This is a genomic window from Nodosilinea sp. LEGE 07298 (assembly GCF_015207265.1).
In the GTDB taxonomy this organism is placed as follows: domain Bacteria; phylum Cyanobacteriota; class Cyanobacteriia; order Phormidesmidales; family Phormidesmidaceae; genus Nodosilinea.
In genome coordinates this window covers 1-17,885 of sequence record NZ_JADEXE010000130.1, presented here as the reverse complement: position 1 = coordinate 17,885, position 17,885 = coordinate 1, and the positions used below count along the sequence as shown (strand labels likewise).

The window sequence follows — 17,885 nt, the reverse complement described above, 5'->3', positions numbered from 1 at the left end:
CTATTGGAGAAATCTGCAACCTCCCTAGAGCAGATCAGCCAGCAGTGGGCTGACGATACTCACCAGCGGCTAACACCTGAATCTCCCATCGCAGTGTTGCGCTATCGAGAAATTTTAGCCACCGATGATCAAGAGGCTCAAGCGGTGGTGACGCGCTATCGCTTTCAGGTGCTACCGGTACGGCAGCCACGCCCCCTGGCTCAGCGGGTATTTGCCCTGGGCTCAGACGTGCGCTATCGCCGGTTTCAGTCAGGGCAGTTTGGCGGGCCGCAGATGCCGCTGGCCCCTCGACCGTTTGAGCTGGCCCCACCCCAAACGACTGGGGTACAGCCGCTTTATCTGCACCAACGCCCGCTCGTCGGCTCAGAGCCCACCGTTGGCTCAGAGTCGACACCGGTTTGGCCCTGGGGGCTGAGTGGTCTGCGGCTGAGTGTGCAGTATAGCGATCGCAGCCAACCCGCCCTAGGCCTAAGCAACGGCCCCCCAACCCTCTGGTGGCAGACCCCCAACTATGCCGTTCAGTATCGCAGCAGCAATCCGGCCCTGCCAGGGCTACCGATGGCGGGCCTGCCGGTCCACTACCGACCGGGGGCGATCAAAACCCTGCTGCCAGTGCTGCCCAACCTGCCCATGCCCACCGCAGGGATCGAGGCCAAGGGAGGCTGGCAGCCGGTTTTGCCCGGCCAGCTGCGCTACCTGCTCACGGGCGATCGCCCTGGGGTGATGGTGGTGATTCGTAACCAGCTGCTAAAGCAGGTGCTAGGCACCGCAGACCCACTGCTGGTCTCGGGCAGTGTGCCGGTGCAGCACCGGGTGCCCCGACCTGTGCCCCTGCCCGTCAACACCCTCCAAGACCGGGCGCTGCAGCCCTGGGCCAGCTACTTTGAGCCCGATCGCACCGTGCTGGCCACCGCCGCTCCTGCCGATGAGGCCTTTTTGGCAGAGAACGGCGACCACCCAGCTCAGCGGCTGCAATTACAGATGCGATCGCCAATTGCAGGCGCGATTTCTCCCAGTTGGAGCGGACAACTGGAGTTTTTGAGAACATCTAGCCTGGGGCGCTGGGTGATTCAGCTTCAGCTTGTAGATGGCTTGCAAACCTTTACCTACCCAGAATATCGAGATCCTGATCCGTCTGCTAACGGGGCCAGCCCAGCCTCACCCGAGACCATTTCCTTTGACCTAGATTTCGACCTGCCTGAGGTAGAAGCGGCTCGTCTGCGAGATGCCTTGGCCAGACGTGCCGCTGGCGATACGGTCAGCGTCGTAGCGCGGGTCAGGCCAGCAGATAACGAAGACAACTTCTGGCAAACCCTCTCCTTTCCGCTGCGGGTCATCGATCCCGAGGCTCTGCCCCTACCTCTACGGCCTACCTTTATCCATTTTGAAGACCCGGAGTACAATCGCCAATTGGCCACCAATGCCGCCACCGCTGCCGCTACCGTGTTGGTGCAGCAGGGGACTGGAGATAGCTCGCAAACCGTCTCCTACGATGTCACCCTGGCAAGCGATCGCCAGGAGTACAACCCCGAAAGCATCCTATACTTTCGCTACGACTGGACGAATACGGTCAGCGCCTTGCAGGGGCAACTCTCAATAGCTCACATCAATGCGGCGGGCATTGTCACCAACCTTAACTGGCCCCAAGACGCTAACGAGACCCAGCAAGCCGCAAGCCGCAAGCTGTCTCTCAAGAATGGTGTCCTGGTGCCCCTGTCCCTTGTCGATCTTCAAGCAGAAAATCGGCTCATTCTCAATCAGGGCGATGTTTTAGAGTTAAAGCTGCTAGAGCTAGAGAAAGTAGAGGAAGGGAAAGAGACAGTCCCTGTCCCGCTTGCCTTACCCATTGTCCTGTCCGTTGTGATGGTGGCAGCCCCGGTTATTCCGGTACCCCAGGCCGCCTATGGTCTACTGCGAGGGATCATTCAGAGTGCCGCTCCAGAGGCGATCGCTCACCCCTTATCGGTACAGTGCGTGCGCTTTGCCTGGGCACCAGCGGCCACCCGCATCGAACTCATCTCCGCCACAGATTTACGCACTGGCCTTGTGCGTCGGCGAGCCGTCTTCCAGTGGCATGACACCACTCGCCCCATCCTCTCATCAGAGCAGCACTACGGGTATGCCGTACAAAAAATCACCCAAACCGGCTCAACCCACCTGCCCACCCTTGAGCAAGCCCTCTAAAGCTCCATATCTCACTCAACCTACGATTTCATCCTTCGGGAGGCCGCGCTAGCGGCATGGACCTGGTGCTGCGGCCTAAACCAGAGCATGAGAAGTGTACCCGGCAGCTGCGCAGCTCGGCGGGGGTGGCCGTGTTTGTCTCTGAGGTAAGCAATCAGGCTCACTGGGTGGAGGTGGGCCGCTGCTACGATCGCTTTGCCCTACAAGCCACAGCCCTGGGCATTCGCCATGCGTTTTTGAACCAGCCGATGGAGGGGCAGCGCTGCGGCCCAAGCTTGCCCAGGCACTGGGACTGGGTAAGGAACGGCCCGATCTGGTAGTGCGATTTGGGCGAGGGCCAGAGATACCCAGGTTGCCCTGACGACCGGTGAAAGCGGTGCTGATGTGGGTCATGGCCAGCCCAAGCTTCATCCCGCAGCACCAGACGATTGGATGGTGGTCAGCGGCGGGCTGAGCCTGGCGGGGTTGGTGGGGGTGCCGTTGAGGAATATGCAGGTGTGGCTGACTGGGGTGGTGGGCCATAGGGTGGTGGCCCTAGTAGCGTTGTTACTGCTGGGAAGGGTGTTAGGTCGTGCTGAATGTTAACTTATCGACTGAAGCAGCGCAGAAGCCACCTGCTGCTGGTTGAAACCTTGGGTCTGCCCGAATTGGCTCTAAGCGACTCGGCTCTTAGCCCTGACAATGGTTGTTGGTCCTATCGAAGAATTTGGGGCATTGCTGAATTAAGAGATGAACCTGGCAGTAGACAGCCGAGACGGCTATCCTACGTTGTTTGATTCGCAATCCTACGTACTGGTTCAGCCTCGCCTAGGCTACCACTGACTTCACCTTAGTGATAGCGGCCTAGATGGCAACTCCGCTAACGACAGTGCCACTTTGCTCGGTGCCAATTTAAGCTTCGGCCTAAGTTCCGATTTAAGACGCTTTAACCATGACCTATTGACTTCAGCCCTAAAGGTTTTGGGGTCTTGGAATACCAGCGAGCTAAATAATTTGAGTTGGCCTAATATCAGCGGCAACGACCAGTATTCCCCCGTCTGCTTGGAAAGATATTTCAGCCGTATCTAAAGCATAAAGTAGGCAGTCAGGAAGCAAACTCCCAATCACTCTTAACTTTCGCTTAATCTGCGAGAGTTTTGTATTAAGTTTAGGTTAAATTGACTAGCTATTGAATAGCTGTTGAGCTGTATGCCATTAAGCTATCATAACCTCCGCTTAACCAACCAATAGTGCGCATCTGCTTTGCGACAAGCTTAAATGCTTATCTGCTGAGCTTTGTGAGCTGAGAGATTCGAAAGATTGCCTTTCGCTTGGACTTATAAATTCAAGATTTCTTCCTAATATGTTTCTGGACATGAACCTTTGATCATAAATATTAAGCTTGGCTAGTTTGAAGCAGCAGTCGATTCTCTGACTGGAATTTAATCCCTCTGTCGCTAATGCGTCGATCTACATACTATGCTATCTTCCCTCGATAGGATTTATCGTATGTAATCTAATTTTTTGACTTTATTTTTTGTGCCAATTGGATGACTATTTATATTTTCATGCTTGCAAAAAATACTTGCCTTTTTGAAGATCTGGATAGAGATTTACCCAAAAGGATTTTAGCGACTCCTGATCACATGAAGTGCAGCGAGAGACTTATCGAATAAGCATTATAGGCACCTCTATATTCCTTTCAAATCCAAGCCATCCATAACGGGCAACAGATTTTCTCAATGCTGTCTAAAAATAAAACTTCAAAGTGAAACTTAAAAAGTTTGCGAAATCTAGAATATTTCTTGCTTTAAATATTCTAGGCCTCACTGTTACAAGAAAAGGCAAATATAAAGTTAGTCAAATTGACGTCAGGCAGGATACAAATTCATATAGGAAATTGTATCAATATGGAAAACCTGTTGTTGTCGACATGTCTATAGAAAAGATGCGGTGGAAAGCTTTAGCAACTAAGTTTGACTATTGCCACCCTTTTGTTTATGCAGTAAAACAAGCGTGTGAAGGGGATGAGAATTTAAATTTTGAGGTTTTATGTAATGAGCTAAAAAAATATTATGAATTGGTTCAACCTCGTTCAATGAGTGATTGTCTTGATTTCCAAATACAAGCAGAGTTTCCTAAACCTCAGCACACCCATAATACAAGATGGCCTTGGATTGACGAGAAATCAATATCTGACGGATTGAGCCCCGTGATTCAAGGAAACAAGATTAAAAAACTGTCGGCCAGAGAGCATGGGGTGCAGCACTGGGGACCAGTATCACATGAAAAGTTGCTAACAGAGGCTATCAAACTATTAAGGCTTTATGAATCTATTAAGGAAAAAGGCTACAAAAAGGAGATGCTTGACTATACCGATAGTATAGTAAGAGTCTACATTTTAGAAAAAGAAAATTTAGAATGGGTGGCTGTTCCGATTCAAGGGCAGCATAGAGTAAGCGTGGCGTCGGCTATGGGTATCAAGTCTGTCCCTGTAAGGGTTATGTTTGTCATAAGAAGAGTTGATGTTGAACTTTTTCCATTAGTGACCAAGGGTATATTTGGGAAAGAAGATGCATTAAGTATCTTTGATAGTTTCTTTGAGAGAAAACACCCAAAGGTATTAACTCAATGGCATGAATACCTCTCCAGAAAGACTCAATTAGAGATTTTTCCGAAGAAAGTCTTGAAAGTGCTGGATCTCTTGTGATGCAGAGTTCTGATAAACTCGGTTAATGAAGTCTCTAAAGCTTTCCTTTTTGGCACTTTTACTACCTCTAAAGAATCTTCTAAGGCGCAGTAGTTTAGACATTTTTTTGAGCACATACTGAAATCTTTAACTCCTTATTGGCTGTGCTACTTCGTAAAAGGGGCAATATCAGATCTGAGTACATAACTCCGATTTCCAAATGGCCAAACGAGATTCAGTGTAGTGCAGGAGGTTGTTTTGAGCTGTTCTCTACGGTAAGCCAGCAGGATCGTCCTGAAGCAGAGAACGTTAAACGATAGGTCAACTTCCCTACCTGTTAGGCCTGAATATGTTCTCCTCTAACCAAGAACTTGTTATCAAACACCATGGGGCGCGGATCGGCATCCGCAACGGTACTCTGCCCAACCGAATGCTGAGCATGAATATGCAAATGGGGCTCAGCACTGTTACCGCTGTTGCCAATTGTGCCAAGCTTGTCGCCCGCTTGTACGGCTTGCCCTAATGACACCAGAACGCTGCCCTGCTGCAAATGAGCTAGCAATACGTAGGCATCAGGACGACATTGCAAGAGAACATGGTTACCCGTTTTGGCATCACTCTCTACCCTGTTTGGCGGGGGAAGATCAGGGGCTGTGTTTTCTGTATCGACAACGACCCCATTACAGGGCGCGTAAACAGATTCGCCAAAAATTGCATAGGATGCCAAGTCCTTTGGATAGATGCCTCCGGCCCTATTGCCGAATGCGTTTAGCTTCACTACGTCGAGTGCCCAGAGCTGCCCTCTCCAGCGTTCTAGACCAGCTTGAGCTACCTTCATGTGGCCGTTAATGCTGGCATGGCTGCCGCCTTGACCAATGTAATAAGTACCCTCTTTTAAGGGGAAAGCCAGGTTCACTGGGCTTGGCGGAACTTGATATCCGCGATAAGCCGTGAGTAAGTTGAACAGAACGACCCCCAGCAGTAACAGCGCTCCTGTTGGCGCAGCGCCCGTTGGTAAAACCCACGCCTGCAATAGCAAAGATCGCCAAGCCGGTAAATTCCAAAGGCGTTGGCCTGAGTAGAGGACTGCTGCCACATACAGCCCCAACATCATATATCGCCCATAGTCAGAAAGGAGATACCATGAGGCAAATTGAAAAATTAGCCAGCAATAGGCTCCAGCTGCCAGTACTTTAAGTAACCAAAATCCCCAGCAATTGTTCTGACTAAAGGCTAGCCATCCCAGAATTAAAAGCGGGACCACAATCAAGAATCCTATAGCTGAACTAATTAGTAGTATCGACATAATTTCCTCTGCGTTCAAAGTAAAAACAAGACCAGGCGTTGCCGAATGCAGGTGTGGTTTGCTCCCCCCAGCCTCCAATGCTGGGGGAAGTCGGAATCTTAAAGTCCCCCAGGATTGGGGGGCTGTAGGGAGCGACAAAAGTATGTTGCTTTTGGAGATTCATGCCTCAATTCAGCATTACCGCCATGGCTATGGCGGTTAGAGAGTTAACGCAGCAGGTCTGTGATCGTCTTGAGCAGATCGCGAAAATCGTAGGGCTTGGGCAAAAAGGCCTTGGCCCCAGCGGCCAGGGCGGCGGGCTCGTAGGTGGTCAGACCACTGGTAGCCACAATAGCTAGGTCGGGCTGGCAGTTCTTGAGGTGCTGAATCAGGGTGAGGCCATCCATGCCGGGCATCATGATATCGAGCACCACCAGGTTGGGCTGGTGCTGGGTGCAGCGATCCAAGGCTTCCGGGCCGCTGCTGGCGATCAGAGGGCTGTAGTTGTAGTTGACCAGCAGCGATCGCATTGCCTGCTGCACCGCGTCATCGTCATCGACGACTAAAATTACCTCTCCCTGGCCCGGTTGAGGAGCCTCTGGCCCGGCAGACTGGGGGCTGTTGCCCTGAGAAATCGATAGGGCAGGCAGATAGATATGCATTTGGGTGCCCTGCCCCACCTCGCTTTCGACCTGCACAAAGCCACCGCTGCCTTTAACGATGCCCAGCACCGTGGCCAGCCCCAGCCCGGTGCCCAGCCCCTGGCCCTTGGTGGTAAAGAAAGGGTCAAAGATGCGATCGCGCACCTCCGGATCGATGCCAGTGCCGGTGTCGGCCACGGTCAGCCGCACGTACTGGCCGACCTGGGCATCGAAGTTAATGGCCACGGTGGCGGCATCGATCGCCACCGATTGGGCCGCCAGGGTGAGCGTTCCCCCCTCGGGCATGGCGTCGCGGGCGTTGACGCAGAGGTTCATCAGCACCTGGTGCAGTTGGGTGGGGTCGGCACTGACGCGGGGCAGCGCGGCTCCCGACTCAAACCCAACCTGTTGCAACTTGATCTGCTTGGGCAAACTCTGCTCTAGCATGTGACTGAGATCTTGCAGCAGCAGCGGCAGTTCAACCTGGGTGCGCACCCCGCTACTGGTGCGAGTGATTGATAAAATTTGCTGTACCATGCTGATGCCCCGCTTGGCACTGTCTTCGAGCAGACGAAGCTGCTCTTGGGCGCTGTCGCCGAGCCCTGTTGGGCCATAGCGCAGCATCTGGGCCATGGTCAAAATGGGAGTAAACACATTGTTGAGGTCGTGGGCAATACCGCTGGAGAGGCGACCCAGACTCTCTAAGCGCTGAGCCTGGTAAAACTGGGCCTCCAGAACTTTTTTCTCGGTAATATCGGTCTCGACCGAGAGAATAAATCGGGGCTGCCCGGCCTCGTCGCGGACCAGCGTCCAGCGAGCCGATACGGTGACCGCCTGGCCGGTTTTGGTGACCTCGTGCAGCTCGCCATGCCAATCGCCCTCGGTGTAGAGGGTCTGCATAATGCTAGTTAGCTGGGGCAGATCGCCGCGCAACAGGTCGTGCACTGGGCGATCGAGGGCCTCGGCAGGGCTCCAGCCGTAGAGGCGTTCGGCCCCGTGGTTCCAGTAGAGCAGGCGGTGGTCAAGGTCGCGCACAAAAATGGCGTCGGAGGCGATGTCGAGCAAGGCTGCCTGCTCGCGCAGTTTGCGGTCAGACTCTTTGCGCTGGGTGATGTCTTCGACCGTGCTGACATAGCCATTGATGTCGCCTGCGGCGGTGTACATAGGGGCGATCGCTACCCTCACCCAGCGCACCTCGTTTGTGGGAGTGAGCAGCCGAAACTCCGGAATCTGCTGGCGGCGACCCGCAAGGTACTCCTCCCAGGCGAGGGCTAAGCGCGGCCGATCGCCGGGATGCACCGCCTGCAGCCAGCCCTTCCCCAGCGATGCCGCAGCGCTGAGCCCTGAGATCTCCTGCCAGCGGGCGTTGGTATAGACGCACTGCCCCTGGTCATCAATTTGGCTAATGCCGATGGGGGCAGTGGCGCTGAGGGTGCGAAACCGAGCTTCACTCTCTTGCAGCACCTGCTGAATCTGCTCGCGCTTCTGGAGTTCTTGCAGCACCTGTCCGTAGAGCTCTGACTGCTGAATGGCAACGCTGGTTTTGCTGGCAATGCGCTTGAGCAAAGCAATTTCGGCGGACTGCCACCGGCGAGGGGCGGTGCACTGGTGGGCAATCAGCAGGCCCCAAAGCTCATTGTTTGCGGTGTTGCGCTCATCTGGCCCGGCATCATTTTGCCCAGCATCATCTGGCCCGGCATCACTGCGCAGAATAGGCACTACCAGGTTCGCCCTGACCTGAAACTGCCTCAGCAAATTGGCATGGCAAGGTTCTATACCGGCCTGCTCTAGGTCGTCAATCGCCCCCACCCGTCCCTGACGGTAGGCTTCCACATAGCGATCGCTAAAGCAGGGGTCGTGAATTGTGCTGGCAAGAATAGGCCTCAACCCGTGGCCTACCGATTCGGCGATCACCTGGCCCTCGCCATTTCCCCCAAACCGAAACACAATCACCCGATCGCTCTCTAGCATGGCCCGGCTGCGCTCCACCGCCCGGGCCAGCACCGCTTCTAGATCGAGGGACTGGCGAATGTCTTCGGTGATATCGTTGAGCAGATATTCTTGCTGAACTTGTCGCTGAAGGGCCACAGCCACATGCTTGCAGACGGTAATGTCGCGACCCTCGGGCATCAGCATCACCACCAGCCCCGCTTCATCGACAATCGGCTTGAGCGAAAAATCGAGCCAGGCTAGGGCACCATCGGCCCAGATGTGCTGGGTTTCGAGCCGGATGGTTTCACCGTTAGCGGCCCGGCGAATGCTCTCTCGAAGCTGCTCTCGCTGCTCGGGGAAATGTGCCCACCAGGGGGTCTGCCAAAAGGGCTGGCCAACTACGGTATCGAGATCAGCGGCGATCGCATTGAGAGCAGTGCGGTTGACATCGATTACGGTGCCCTCGGGGGTAAGCAGACCCATAAACTCAAAGGTGCCGTTAAAGGCGGCCCGCAGCTTGCGCTCGCTGGCTTGCAGGTCGGCCTCGGCCCGCTTGCGTTCGGCTTCGCCGCGTTTACGCTCGCTAATGTCGTTAAACAAAATGCCAACCTGGCGCAGGGCTGAATCGCCCACCGGAAAGGCATAGACATCGTACCAGCGGCCCCAATCGTCTACCTTTTGCTCAAAGCGGGTAGGAATGCCGCTCAGGGCCACCTGGCCATAAATCTGATGCCACTGGTCTTCGATCGCGGGGGCAATATCGCGAATGGTGCGGCCGCTCAGGGCCAGGTCGCGGGGCAGACCCGTCAATACTTCAAAGCGCGGATTCACCTCGATCATGCGGTAATCAATTGGTTCGTTCCGCTCATTCACAATGATCTCGGCGATGCCGTAGCCCTCATAAATCTCGTCGAACAACCCGCGATACTTGGCCTCTGACTCGCGCAGGGCCGCTTCAGCCTGCTTGCGCTCGCTGATGTCGTGCCCCACCACAGTGACTTGCCAGCAGCCCTCGGCGATTTTTTGCGAGGCGTAGGTGCTAGACAGCCAGCGCAGCGATCCATCGCGGTGGCGAAAGCGATACTCCCAGACGGTGCTGCGCTCGTCAAACAGGTGGTCAAACAGGGGCTGTACAGTGGCTAGATCGTCGGGGTGCATGCGCGATCGCCACAGCTGTTTATCGGCCATAAAGGCCTCGGGCGGATAGCCCAAAATGCTCTCACAGCCCGACGAAAAGTAGTTGTACTCCCAGTCGCCATTCTCAAAGACTTTAAAGCTAACAACGACGGCGATCGCACTGTCGAGAATTTGGCTGAGCTGGGCCTCAGAGGTTTGCAGCGCCAGCTCTAGCCGCTTGCGATCGCCCGTGTCGCGCAGCAGCCAGTATAAACGGCGATCGCGCTCTGCCGACGCCGATAACGCTACCTTTAACGGCCCCTGACCGTGCGGTACGATTGACAGCTCCTGGTTTTGCAAAAAGACCGTTGCCATTGGGGCGGGGTCCACCGCCTCGGCCTGCTCACTCTGCCGAGCTATGGCGTTCAAGTGACTGTAGATAAAGGCATGGTCGCCCTGGGCAATAAACACCGTCAAGGGTTTGCCCACGGCAAAGGGAGCGCTCACATTGAGCAATTGGGCCGCCAGACCGTTGATGGCCTCAATGGTGCCCTGGGCATCGGTTACCACATAGGCGTCAGGGGCGAAGTCAAACAGGTTTTGGTAGCGCTGGCGCTCGTCTTCGAGGCGGTGCTGGGCGGCGAGCAGCGCTTCGTTTTGCAGGCGTATGGCTTCGACGACCACCTGCAATTCTTCCAGGGCAATCGAGGTTGACCTGACCGAGGCCGATAGCTCTGGGGGGTAGTCGGGCTGCTTGGCGATCGCCTCCTGCTGCATTTTGCTGAGCAAAGCCTGAACGGCCTCTATCTGGTGCGCCAAGTCTGAATCATTAGTCATCGTTGCCCCTGCTCCTGCTTTGCTCTGGCCCTAGCCCGAACCTGGCCTGCCCGATGGCAATGGAGATACCTCAAACGTGTCAACGCCCACGTAAACCCCTGATCTGCCCCCTAATCTGGCCGCTTTCTTAGCAGCAGTATTTTCTTTTACCAACCTGGTCAATGCCCATCAGTCGGCTACTGCTGAGCCGACATAGACGGTTGGCTCGCTCTCAACGGCCCTGGTGAGCCTGCTGTAAATGGGGGCGCGCCGCTGATCCACCAGTAGGGCAATATCGAAGATTGAGCAGTGGATTAGATAAACCTATCATCACCTCAAAAAAGACGACTTTTCGCAAAGAAATGTTGAGTAGTTTTTCAAATTAGCGACAAAAAGAAAGGGATTTTCCCCCTTCTCACAGCTCCCTCACAACAAATCGTTAAACCTAAGATTAGACGTCTGGATACCACTGCCTCGGTGTTCAGGTTTTGTTTTCCAGGAAAGGATATTTTCTGAACGAACGGCTACCGCAAATTCTCGACATTATTCAGTTGTTTCCTGCTCTGTGATGGATGTTTTTGTGATGAGAAACCAATACGACGACGGCTATTTGGAATGGCAGCCTGGAACGTGGGTTGAGTGTGAAGCGACCCAGGAGCGAGGCCAAATTAAGCCCCATGAGGGCAAGAGGGTTCGGGTTGATCTAGGCCACGGTGTCAAGCTCTTTGGCTCTCCTGAAGTCCTCAAGCACTTAGGCTGGGAACCCATATACGAGCGCCCTAGAGAAACCTCATCAGATCGCTACAGCGGTTCTCGATTGAGTAAAGTACACAGTGGCTGAGTTTTAGATCTCCCCCGTTTTTGACGGTCTATAGCTGTGGCCAGTCTGGTTAAGACAGGTCTCCTATGAACGTTTGAACGTTCTCAGGCTTTATGGATGTCCTAACCCAGGTGACTCTGGCTATAGTGGCAATTTTGTCAGATAGAATGCTCTGCGATACAGCTCTGTAGAGCAAACGGCGTTTATTCAGAAAATGCAGCGATCAGTTAGCCGTTTCTACGTTTGAGGGAACCGTGAGCTGCATAGACTCACCAAGCTGAATCGGTAGGGTGTGCGTGTCCCCCTCGCTCTGGGTGACGATGGTGTAGGTGGCCTGGGGCAGATAGACGATTGCAATCTTTCCCGGCACCTGAGTGTGCAGCAGGGTTTGCCCTCGGTGGCTCAGGGTCAGGTGGGTATTGGCCGTGGGCAGATCCAGCTCTAGCCGCCCGATCGCCTGGCGAGCCTGGGCCAGCTTGAGCAGGGCGACCCCGGCCTGACCGCTCTCTAACCACATGGCCGACTCACCCTGCTCTAGAATGCGATCGCCCAGGTTCTCGGCTGCCCTCAGAAAGGCTGGGTCATTGCTCGCGGCGTAGGCCTCCAGCAAAATATCGAGAAAAATTGTCTGCTGGGGGTCAAGGCCCTGGTCGGCCACCCTCGATCCCTGGCGCACCATCTCGGGGGCGAGGCCGTTTTCGCCCAGGTTCTTGAGGGTGTTCCAGGCCAGCTGAAGGCGGTCAAGGTAGGCGCGATCGCCTGTCACCCGGTAGGCCTGCACCAATATATAGAGAGTATTGTATTTACCGTCGCCGTAGAGGCTATCGACCGCCGGGCTACCGTCAGCGTTCAGCTTGCGAACAAAGTGGCCCCACTCCGGTACCCAGGCCCGCTCAACCCAAACATTGGTGGTGGCCATAGCCCAGTTGCAGTACTGAGGCTGGTTGGTCAGGTGGCACAGCTCAAACAGCTGGCGCACAAAGTACAGGGTGTCGGTGTCGCTGGAGGGTTCCTCGGGGCGCTCTAGCCCCTGGGTAAGCACAAACTGCTCGTAGAGCAGCGGTAGGGTAGGGCTTTGGGGATGCTGCCACACAAACTGCAGCTTTTGGTCAGCCCACGATCGCCAGTCGGCCCGAGCATTAGCCAGCGTCATCAGCCCCAGGGCCACCTGGCCATAGTCTTGGGTGAGTGTGAGGGCATGGCGGGGGGCCGCGCCGCTGGCGACGTCAACCCAGCCCCACAGGCCAGTGGGTGCGCCAGGCTGTCTACTATCGGGCTGAGGCACATCAAAGTGGTCAATGGTGCTCTGGGCTAGCTCTGTGCACCGGGTTTGTAGCGTGCGATCGCTCGGAGACCACCGGCACAGCTCGGCGGCCCGGTCGATCAGTCCTACAGGCTGCTTGTTTGCGGTCGTTGTGCGGGCACTGGGGTCGTTAGGGTCGCTGGGCAACTCTGCATCGTAGGCGTAGGGAATTAGCCCGGTCTTTGGGTCGCGGGCGGCAAAGAAAGTCTCGGCTAACTGGGCCATCAGGGCATCGGCAGGGCGATAGCCCAGGTCTTTGAGCGCAGGCGGGAGGTAGTGATCTGTATGGCCCCGGGCCAGATTGGGATTCTCGTTTAGCAGGGTGGTCCAGTAGTCGGTCAGCAAAGTCAGGCCGGTGGTCAGGGCTTCATTCCCCACGGCGTAATAGGCTTCGGGTTGGCCGTCGGGGCGCTCGGCGACGGCCAACGGCGACAGGCTAGCGGAGGGGGCACGGCTGTGGGTGAGCCACACCAGGCCAGCGGCGGTGAGGGCGATGAGGCTGCCGAGGAGGGGGCGGGGCAGAGGCATAGTGTAAGCAGTGAGGATAACTATTCCAGGAAAACCCCGCTAAGTCTGAGATCTGCCCAACAGGTGCTGGCGGGCCAAGGCTAGAGCCACCTTGGCCCGCTGGCCCGAGCGACCCAGGTTGTGCAGCAAGCGCTCCCAGTGGTTGTGCAGCAGGGCGGTGGCTGCCTGGAGAGGGCTGGAATGGTGCTCACCCGAAGCCACCAGTTCATCACTGGCAGCCGTGACCTTAACCTGCACTACATCGGGGCCATCCTGGGGCAGCAGCAGCGGGTACAGGCGATGGCGCATGAGGCCCACCCGCGACTGCCCCGGCTGAGGTTCTTCGCTAAAGAAGCCCTCTAACCCTTCCGATTCGGGCCTCAAGTCTTCGTAGGCATTTTCTTTCAATCGCAGGTAGTCGGGGGCCAGTTCTTCCACATCTTTGGGGTAAAACACTGCGTGTTCGCCCAAGGGTTCTACACTGCGCCCCGCCAATACGTAGGCGGCAATTTCACCCGTATGCCAGTCAAAGAGAAAATCATCGACCCAGCCCAGCATATCGCCCCAGAATGATTGCACCCTCAGCTCGTGCAGTAGCTGAAGGTTGTCTGGAGTTTCCACCACCAGTCGACCGCAGGTAGACAGCGTCTGCTGGCTGATATCGGCCACCTGATCGAGGGAGAAATAGCCCTCGCGGCCCGATAGATAGGCGACATGGCCAGCGTTGTCGAGCCACACCGCCTCAATTTCACCCAGCTCTAAAATGGTGGTTCCATCCATGGCCATCAATCCACGAATCTGGCTGTGCCGTACCACCGTAACCATAATTACCTCCAGGGGTTTTGGCCCTTTGCCTGGGCTAGCTGAGGCAAAGGGCAGGTCATCCCTCCCCGATTTATAGCCAGAGACACCTGAGTTAGGACATCGATAAGCCTGAAAACGTTCAAACGTTTGAACGCCAGTCTGACAGATGTCCTAACCTGATTGGCTACAGCTATAGCGCTAGCTAATCGGGACTTTTACCGTAGACTGAGCCGCTGATTCAACCTTGGGCAAGATCAGGGTTAGCAGGCCGTTTTTATAGTTGGCTTGCACATTGGCGGTTTGAATCGAGGCGGGTAGCGGAATCACCCGTTCAAAGGTGCCGTAGCGAAACTCTGAGCGCACGATGCCTTTCTCTTCAGTTTTAGATTTGGACTTGCGTTCGCCCTTGATCGACACCGTTGAGTCGGTCACTTCAACGTCTAGATCCTTCGCTTCTAGGCCCGGAACTTCAAGCTTGAGCTGAATGGCCTGATCGGTCTCTTCCATCTCAGCGGAGGGGATGAACGTGAGCGATCGCCCACCGCCATTGCCCTCTTGCATAAGTCGATCGAACAGATGGTTCATCTCTTGGTGCAGCTGCTCAATACCTCTGAAGGGTTCCCAATGAGCAATTTTATCTAGGGAGTCGCGTTGCATAATAGCCATAACATTTCCTCCATTGACGTAGGCCGATGAGTTCGGTGAATTTATCGTTGACTAGGGATAAAACTACCGACCATCTAGTTGTCTGGGAGGCGGTGCATAGAGCCAATCTTTTGCAACTTTGAAGTTGCCTAAATGCACCTGTCTCTTATCTTTATCGTAGATCGGTTTTGTGAACTTTCCGTGAGCAGAAATAGAAATCAATGCTTGCTAAAGTAAGGCTATAAAGCACGTTTAAATACTTGAGTGAAACTGTCCAATAGACCAATTTTCTCTAGGTCTCAAAGGGCGATCGCCCTTTGGCACCAGCAGATTTCCCTAGAGTCATGGCCCCGATCGCCATTAAAAATGCGGCGGCGGGCACCAGCATCATCAGCCAGGCAATGAGGCTAAGGCCGGAGGGCTCTGCCAACAAAAACAGCGTAATCACGTACAGCACAATGGCAGCAGGCTGCTCGGCATAGGTTTGAAAGCTGTCAGCCAGCCAGCGGGTGAAGATGCCAAACAGAAAGAAGGCGATCGCCACCCCCGGTACGCCAAAGTTCCAGTAGGCTTCGCCCACGGCCCCCGGCGGCATTCCCACGGGCATATCAAAAAACGTTTCGCCTACCCTGCCGGCCACCAGACCCGGTTTTTCGGGCCATAGGGCACGCGGCACCGGCAGCGTCAGCACCGCCAGGTACGAGCTGCCGTGGATAAAATCGACCTGCTCGGGCACCAGGCCCAAAATGGGAAACACCCCAGCATAGACGCTGGTGCGCTGCGATACCTCGCTCAGCCCGCTGGTCAGAGCCGACTCACCCGTGGTTGACTCGGCGGGCACCCCGCCCCGCAGCACGTTCCAGTCGATGGTGCCGCCGTAGGTGCTGGCCCGCAAATTGCCCAAAATGCCCATTAAAAACAGACCCGTCAGGGCGATCGCCACCAGTTGCACGACGGCCATTTTGCGCTCCCGCAGCAGCCAGGCCAGCACGCCCATAATCATGAAATAGATCACGCTAGATCGCGAACCGCCGGTTAAGTAAGCCATGGCCAGGCTAGTGGCGGTACAGCCCCAAAACAGCGGCCGCACCGTCGATCGCGGGTCAATTACCAGCCAGCTAAGGCAGCCAATCAGCCCCAGCTGGGTAAAAAACTGCCAGTAAAACGCCCCGGCCAGCGCCTCGTTGCGCCCGGCCCCCCACGACAAAATATGGCTGAGAATGCCCCCCCGACTCTGCATATAGACCGCAAACAGCGCCGCCGAAAATAGCACCGCCCCGCTCACCTTGACGGCCAGGTAACGGGGCCGCTGAAACTGCACCGCCGGGGCGGGCAGCGCTGGGGACAGCATATATCCCCCGTACCAGGCCAACAGCCCCAGCCCTTGCAGCAGGAGTTCTTGACTCAGCAGGGCGGTAAGGCTTTCGGCGCTCCAGCCGGGCAGGGCAGCGTGCCACTGCAACCCGCTGAGATATACATCGATGCGGCGCAGGTGGTCGAGATAGGTAAACAACAGCCCAAAAATAAGCGGGTGAAACCAGCCAAAGGTGGGCTGGTAGAACACTATCGGCGCTAGCAGCAGCGCAAAGTTGGCTATCAATGCCGCAAAGGCCCCGGCCATCTCCCCATTGCCCGTTGGGTTGAAAATTTGATAGAGGCCAATGGCCACCAGCGTACCCAGCAGCAATCCCCCCGTCAGTATCCGGTGCGCCCCGGTCATGGGCACAAAGACAGACGGGGCAGGGCTGGCTTTGTGCGATCGCGCCAGGGCAGAGGTAGAGGTCATGGCAAAAACCTAGATAAACCGTAGGATGGACCGTACCGGGCGCGATCAAACGCTGCCATTCAAGGGGCTAGGGGGCAAACTGTCGCTTCGCCCATAGCGGAGGCTAGCGCCTTAAATTCCCTAATTCTGGGGACCGTTGGGCGGCTGATGTTTCAATTAATGGCTCAATTGCTGGGGCCTGAAGCGGCGGAACGCTGGGCTGGGCCAAGTCTTGGTAGACCGCTGCGTACTGGGCGGCGATCGCCTCGGGCTGAAACAACTCGCGCGCCATACGGACCCCGTTCTCGCCCAGACGTCGGCGTAGTTCGGGATCGGTGGCGAGATCTGCGATCGCCGCCACCAGCCCCTCGTAGTCGCCCTGGGCCACCACCCGGCCACAACCATAGCCCGTGAGAATTTCTGCCGCCGAGCATACGTCGAACGAAACCACGGGCGTACCGCAGGCCAGGCTTTCGATCATGCAGCGGGCCAGCCCCTCTTGGCGAGACGCAATGGTGACTAGATCGAGCCCCTGGTACCAGCTAGCCACCGCCGGGGTATAGCCCACAAATTCTAGGGTATTCATCAATCCCAGCTGCTGGACGGCATCCAGGCACTGCTGCGCATAGGGGTTGTTGGCCCCATCGCAATCGCCAATGAAGTAGATCCGCAGGTTGGGAAACGCTCGCTGCAGAGCAGGGGCAGCCTGCTGAATAAACGCCAGCTGAGCTTTCTTGGGGTTAAACGTCGCCACGTAGCCCAGGGCAACGGTATTGGCTGCAATGCCCAACTGCCGCCGCCGCTGCGATCGCGCTCCAGCCGCCAACGGGTGCAGCCGAACCGGGTCGACAATGCTGTAGATGGCCAGCGCTTTCTCAGGATAGGATTGCACCGCTCTGAGCTGCGCCAAAATTACCTGGCGCATCGCCTGGGAGAGGACTAGGATGCGATCGCACCACCGCCCCGCCAGCTGCCACTTCAGCCCGTAGCTGTCGTCAGGAGCCTTGGTATCGCGAATATTAAACACCACCCTGGCCCCCGCCAGCTTAGCCCCCAGGGCGGTATGCCAAAACGCACTGGGGTCGTTGTGGTGAACCACGGAGCATCCACTGCGATGCACCAGACTAAACATCCGCAGGTTGGTCGAGACCAGCGACCAAAGCCGCCGCCAGCGCTGCCAAATTGATCCACGCTGGAAGGCACTACCCATGACGTAGGGCAGCGGCCACACCTGCACCTTGGCCCCGGCCCTGGCCCAGCGATCGTTCACCGGAGTTGCAATCTGGGTAACGATGGTGGGCCGCAAATGAGGGCTGTGCTCAATCACCTGGGTGATGCTTTCGACGCCGCCGTTGGCACTGCTGCCGGTTTGAAAGATGACAAAAAGAATGGGAAGCAT

The 17,885-nt window shown here is 56.0% G+C and carries 11 protein-coding genes and 1 pseudogene; 5 read left to right on the top strand and 7 right to left on the bottom strand.

Features of this window, described 5'->3' with window-relative positions; all coding sequences use genetic code 11:
- From IQ273_RS17850 to IQ273_RS17835, 4 genes and pseudogenes are all read left to right on the top strand, one after another.
- Positions 1–2,184 (top strand): hypothetical protein (locus tag IQ273_RS17850; protein WP_194024520.1); only part of this gene is annotated, 2,184 nt, incomplete at its 5' end.
- 80 nt (positions 2,185–2,264) lie between these two features.
- Positions 2,265–2,545, top strand: a pseudogene (locus tag IQ273_RS17845) (Tat pathway signal protein); the annotation flags it as partial.
- Between the two features lie 23 nt (positions 2,546–2,568).
- Positions 2,569–2,769, top strand: a complete 201-nt coding sequence (locus IQ273_RS17840) for a hypothetical protein (RefSeq protein WP_194024518.1) — start codon at positions 2,569–2,571, stop codon at positions 2,767–2,769.
- A 1,162-nt stretch (positions 2,770–3,931) separates the two neighbouring features.
- Positions 3,932–4,873 carry a hypothetical protein gene (locus tag IQ273_RS17835; protein WP_194024517.1) on the top strand — a complete coding sequence of 314 codons (942 nt, stop codon included), beginning with the start codon at positions 3,932–3,934 and terminating at the stop codon, positions 4,871–4,873.
- Positions 4,874–5,189: 316 nt separating this feature from the next.
- On the opposite strand, the gene IQ273_RS17830 is transcribed toward IQ273_RS17835, so the two are convergent.
- Both IQ273_RS17830 and IQ273_RS17825 read right to left on the bottom strand, forming a co-directional pair.
- A complete protein-coding gene (locus IQ273_RS17830; protein ID WP_194024516.1) occupies positions 5,190–6,158 on the bottom strand; it encodes a M23 family metallopeptidase in 969 nt (322 codons plus the stop codon).
- 206 nt (positions 6,159–6,364) lie between these two features.
- A complete protein-coding gene (locus tag IQ273_RS17825; RefSeq protein ID WP_194024515.1) occupies positions 6,365–10,663 on the bottom strand; it encodes a PAS domain S-box protein in 4,299 nt (1,432 codons plus the stop codon).
- 562 nt (positions 10,664–11,225) lie between these two features.
- On the opposite strand from IQ273_RS17825, the gene IQ273_RS17820 reads away from it, so the two are divergent.
- Positions 11,226–11,483 (top strand): hypothetical protein, encoded by a 258-nt coding sequence (locus tag IQ273_RS17820; RefSeq protein WP_194024514.1) that lies wholly within the window; start codon positions 11,226–11,228, stop codon positions 11,481–11,483.
- Positions 11,484–11,685: 202 nt separating this feature from the next.
- Here IQ273_RS17820 and IQ273_RS17815 read toward each other — a convergent pair whose 3' ends face one another.
- The 5 genes from IQ273_RS17815 to IQ273_RS17795 form a co-directional block, all read right to left on the bottom strand.
- A complete protein-coding gene (locus IQ273_RS17815) occupies positions 11,686–13,293 on the bottom strand; it encodes a hypothetical protein (protein WP_194024513.1) in 1,608 nt (535 codons plus the stop codon).
- A 39-nt stretch (positions 13,294–13,332) separates the two neighbouring features.
- On the bottom strand, positions 13,333–14,097 hold the full coding sequence (locus IQ273_RS17810; protein ID WP_194024512.1) for a photosystem reaction center subunit H: 765 nt from the start codon (positions 14,095–14,097) through the stop codon (positions 13,333–13,335).
- A 177-nt stretch (positions 14,098–14,274) separates the two neighbouring features.
- Complete coding sequence (locus IQ273_RS17805; RefSeq protein ID WP_194024511.1) at positions 14,275–14,742, bottom strand: Hsp20/alpha crystallin family protein; 468 nt, start codon at positions 14,740–14,742, stop codon at positions 14,275–14,277.
- Between the two features lie 271 nt (positions 14,743–15,013).
- The gene (locus IQ273_RS17800; protein ID WP_194024510.1) at positions 15,014–16,507 is read right to left on the bottom strand and encodes an O-antigen polymerase; all 1,494 of its coding nucleotides are present in this window, start codon (positions 16,505–16,507) and stop codon (positions 15,014–15,016) included.
- Between the two features lie 103 nt (positions 16,508–16,610).
- The coding region (locus tag IQ273_RS17795; RefSeq protein WP_194024509.1) for a glycosyltransferase family 4 protein at positions 16,611–17,885 on the bottom strand (1,275 nt) is incomplete at its 5' end.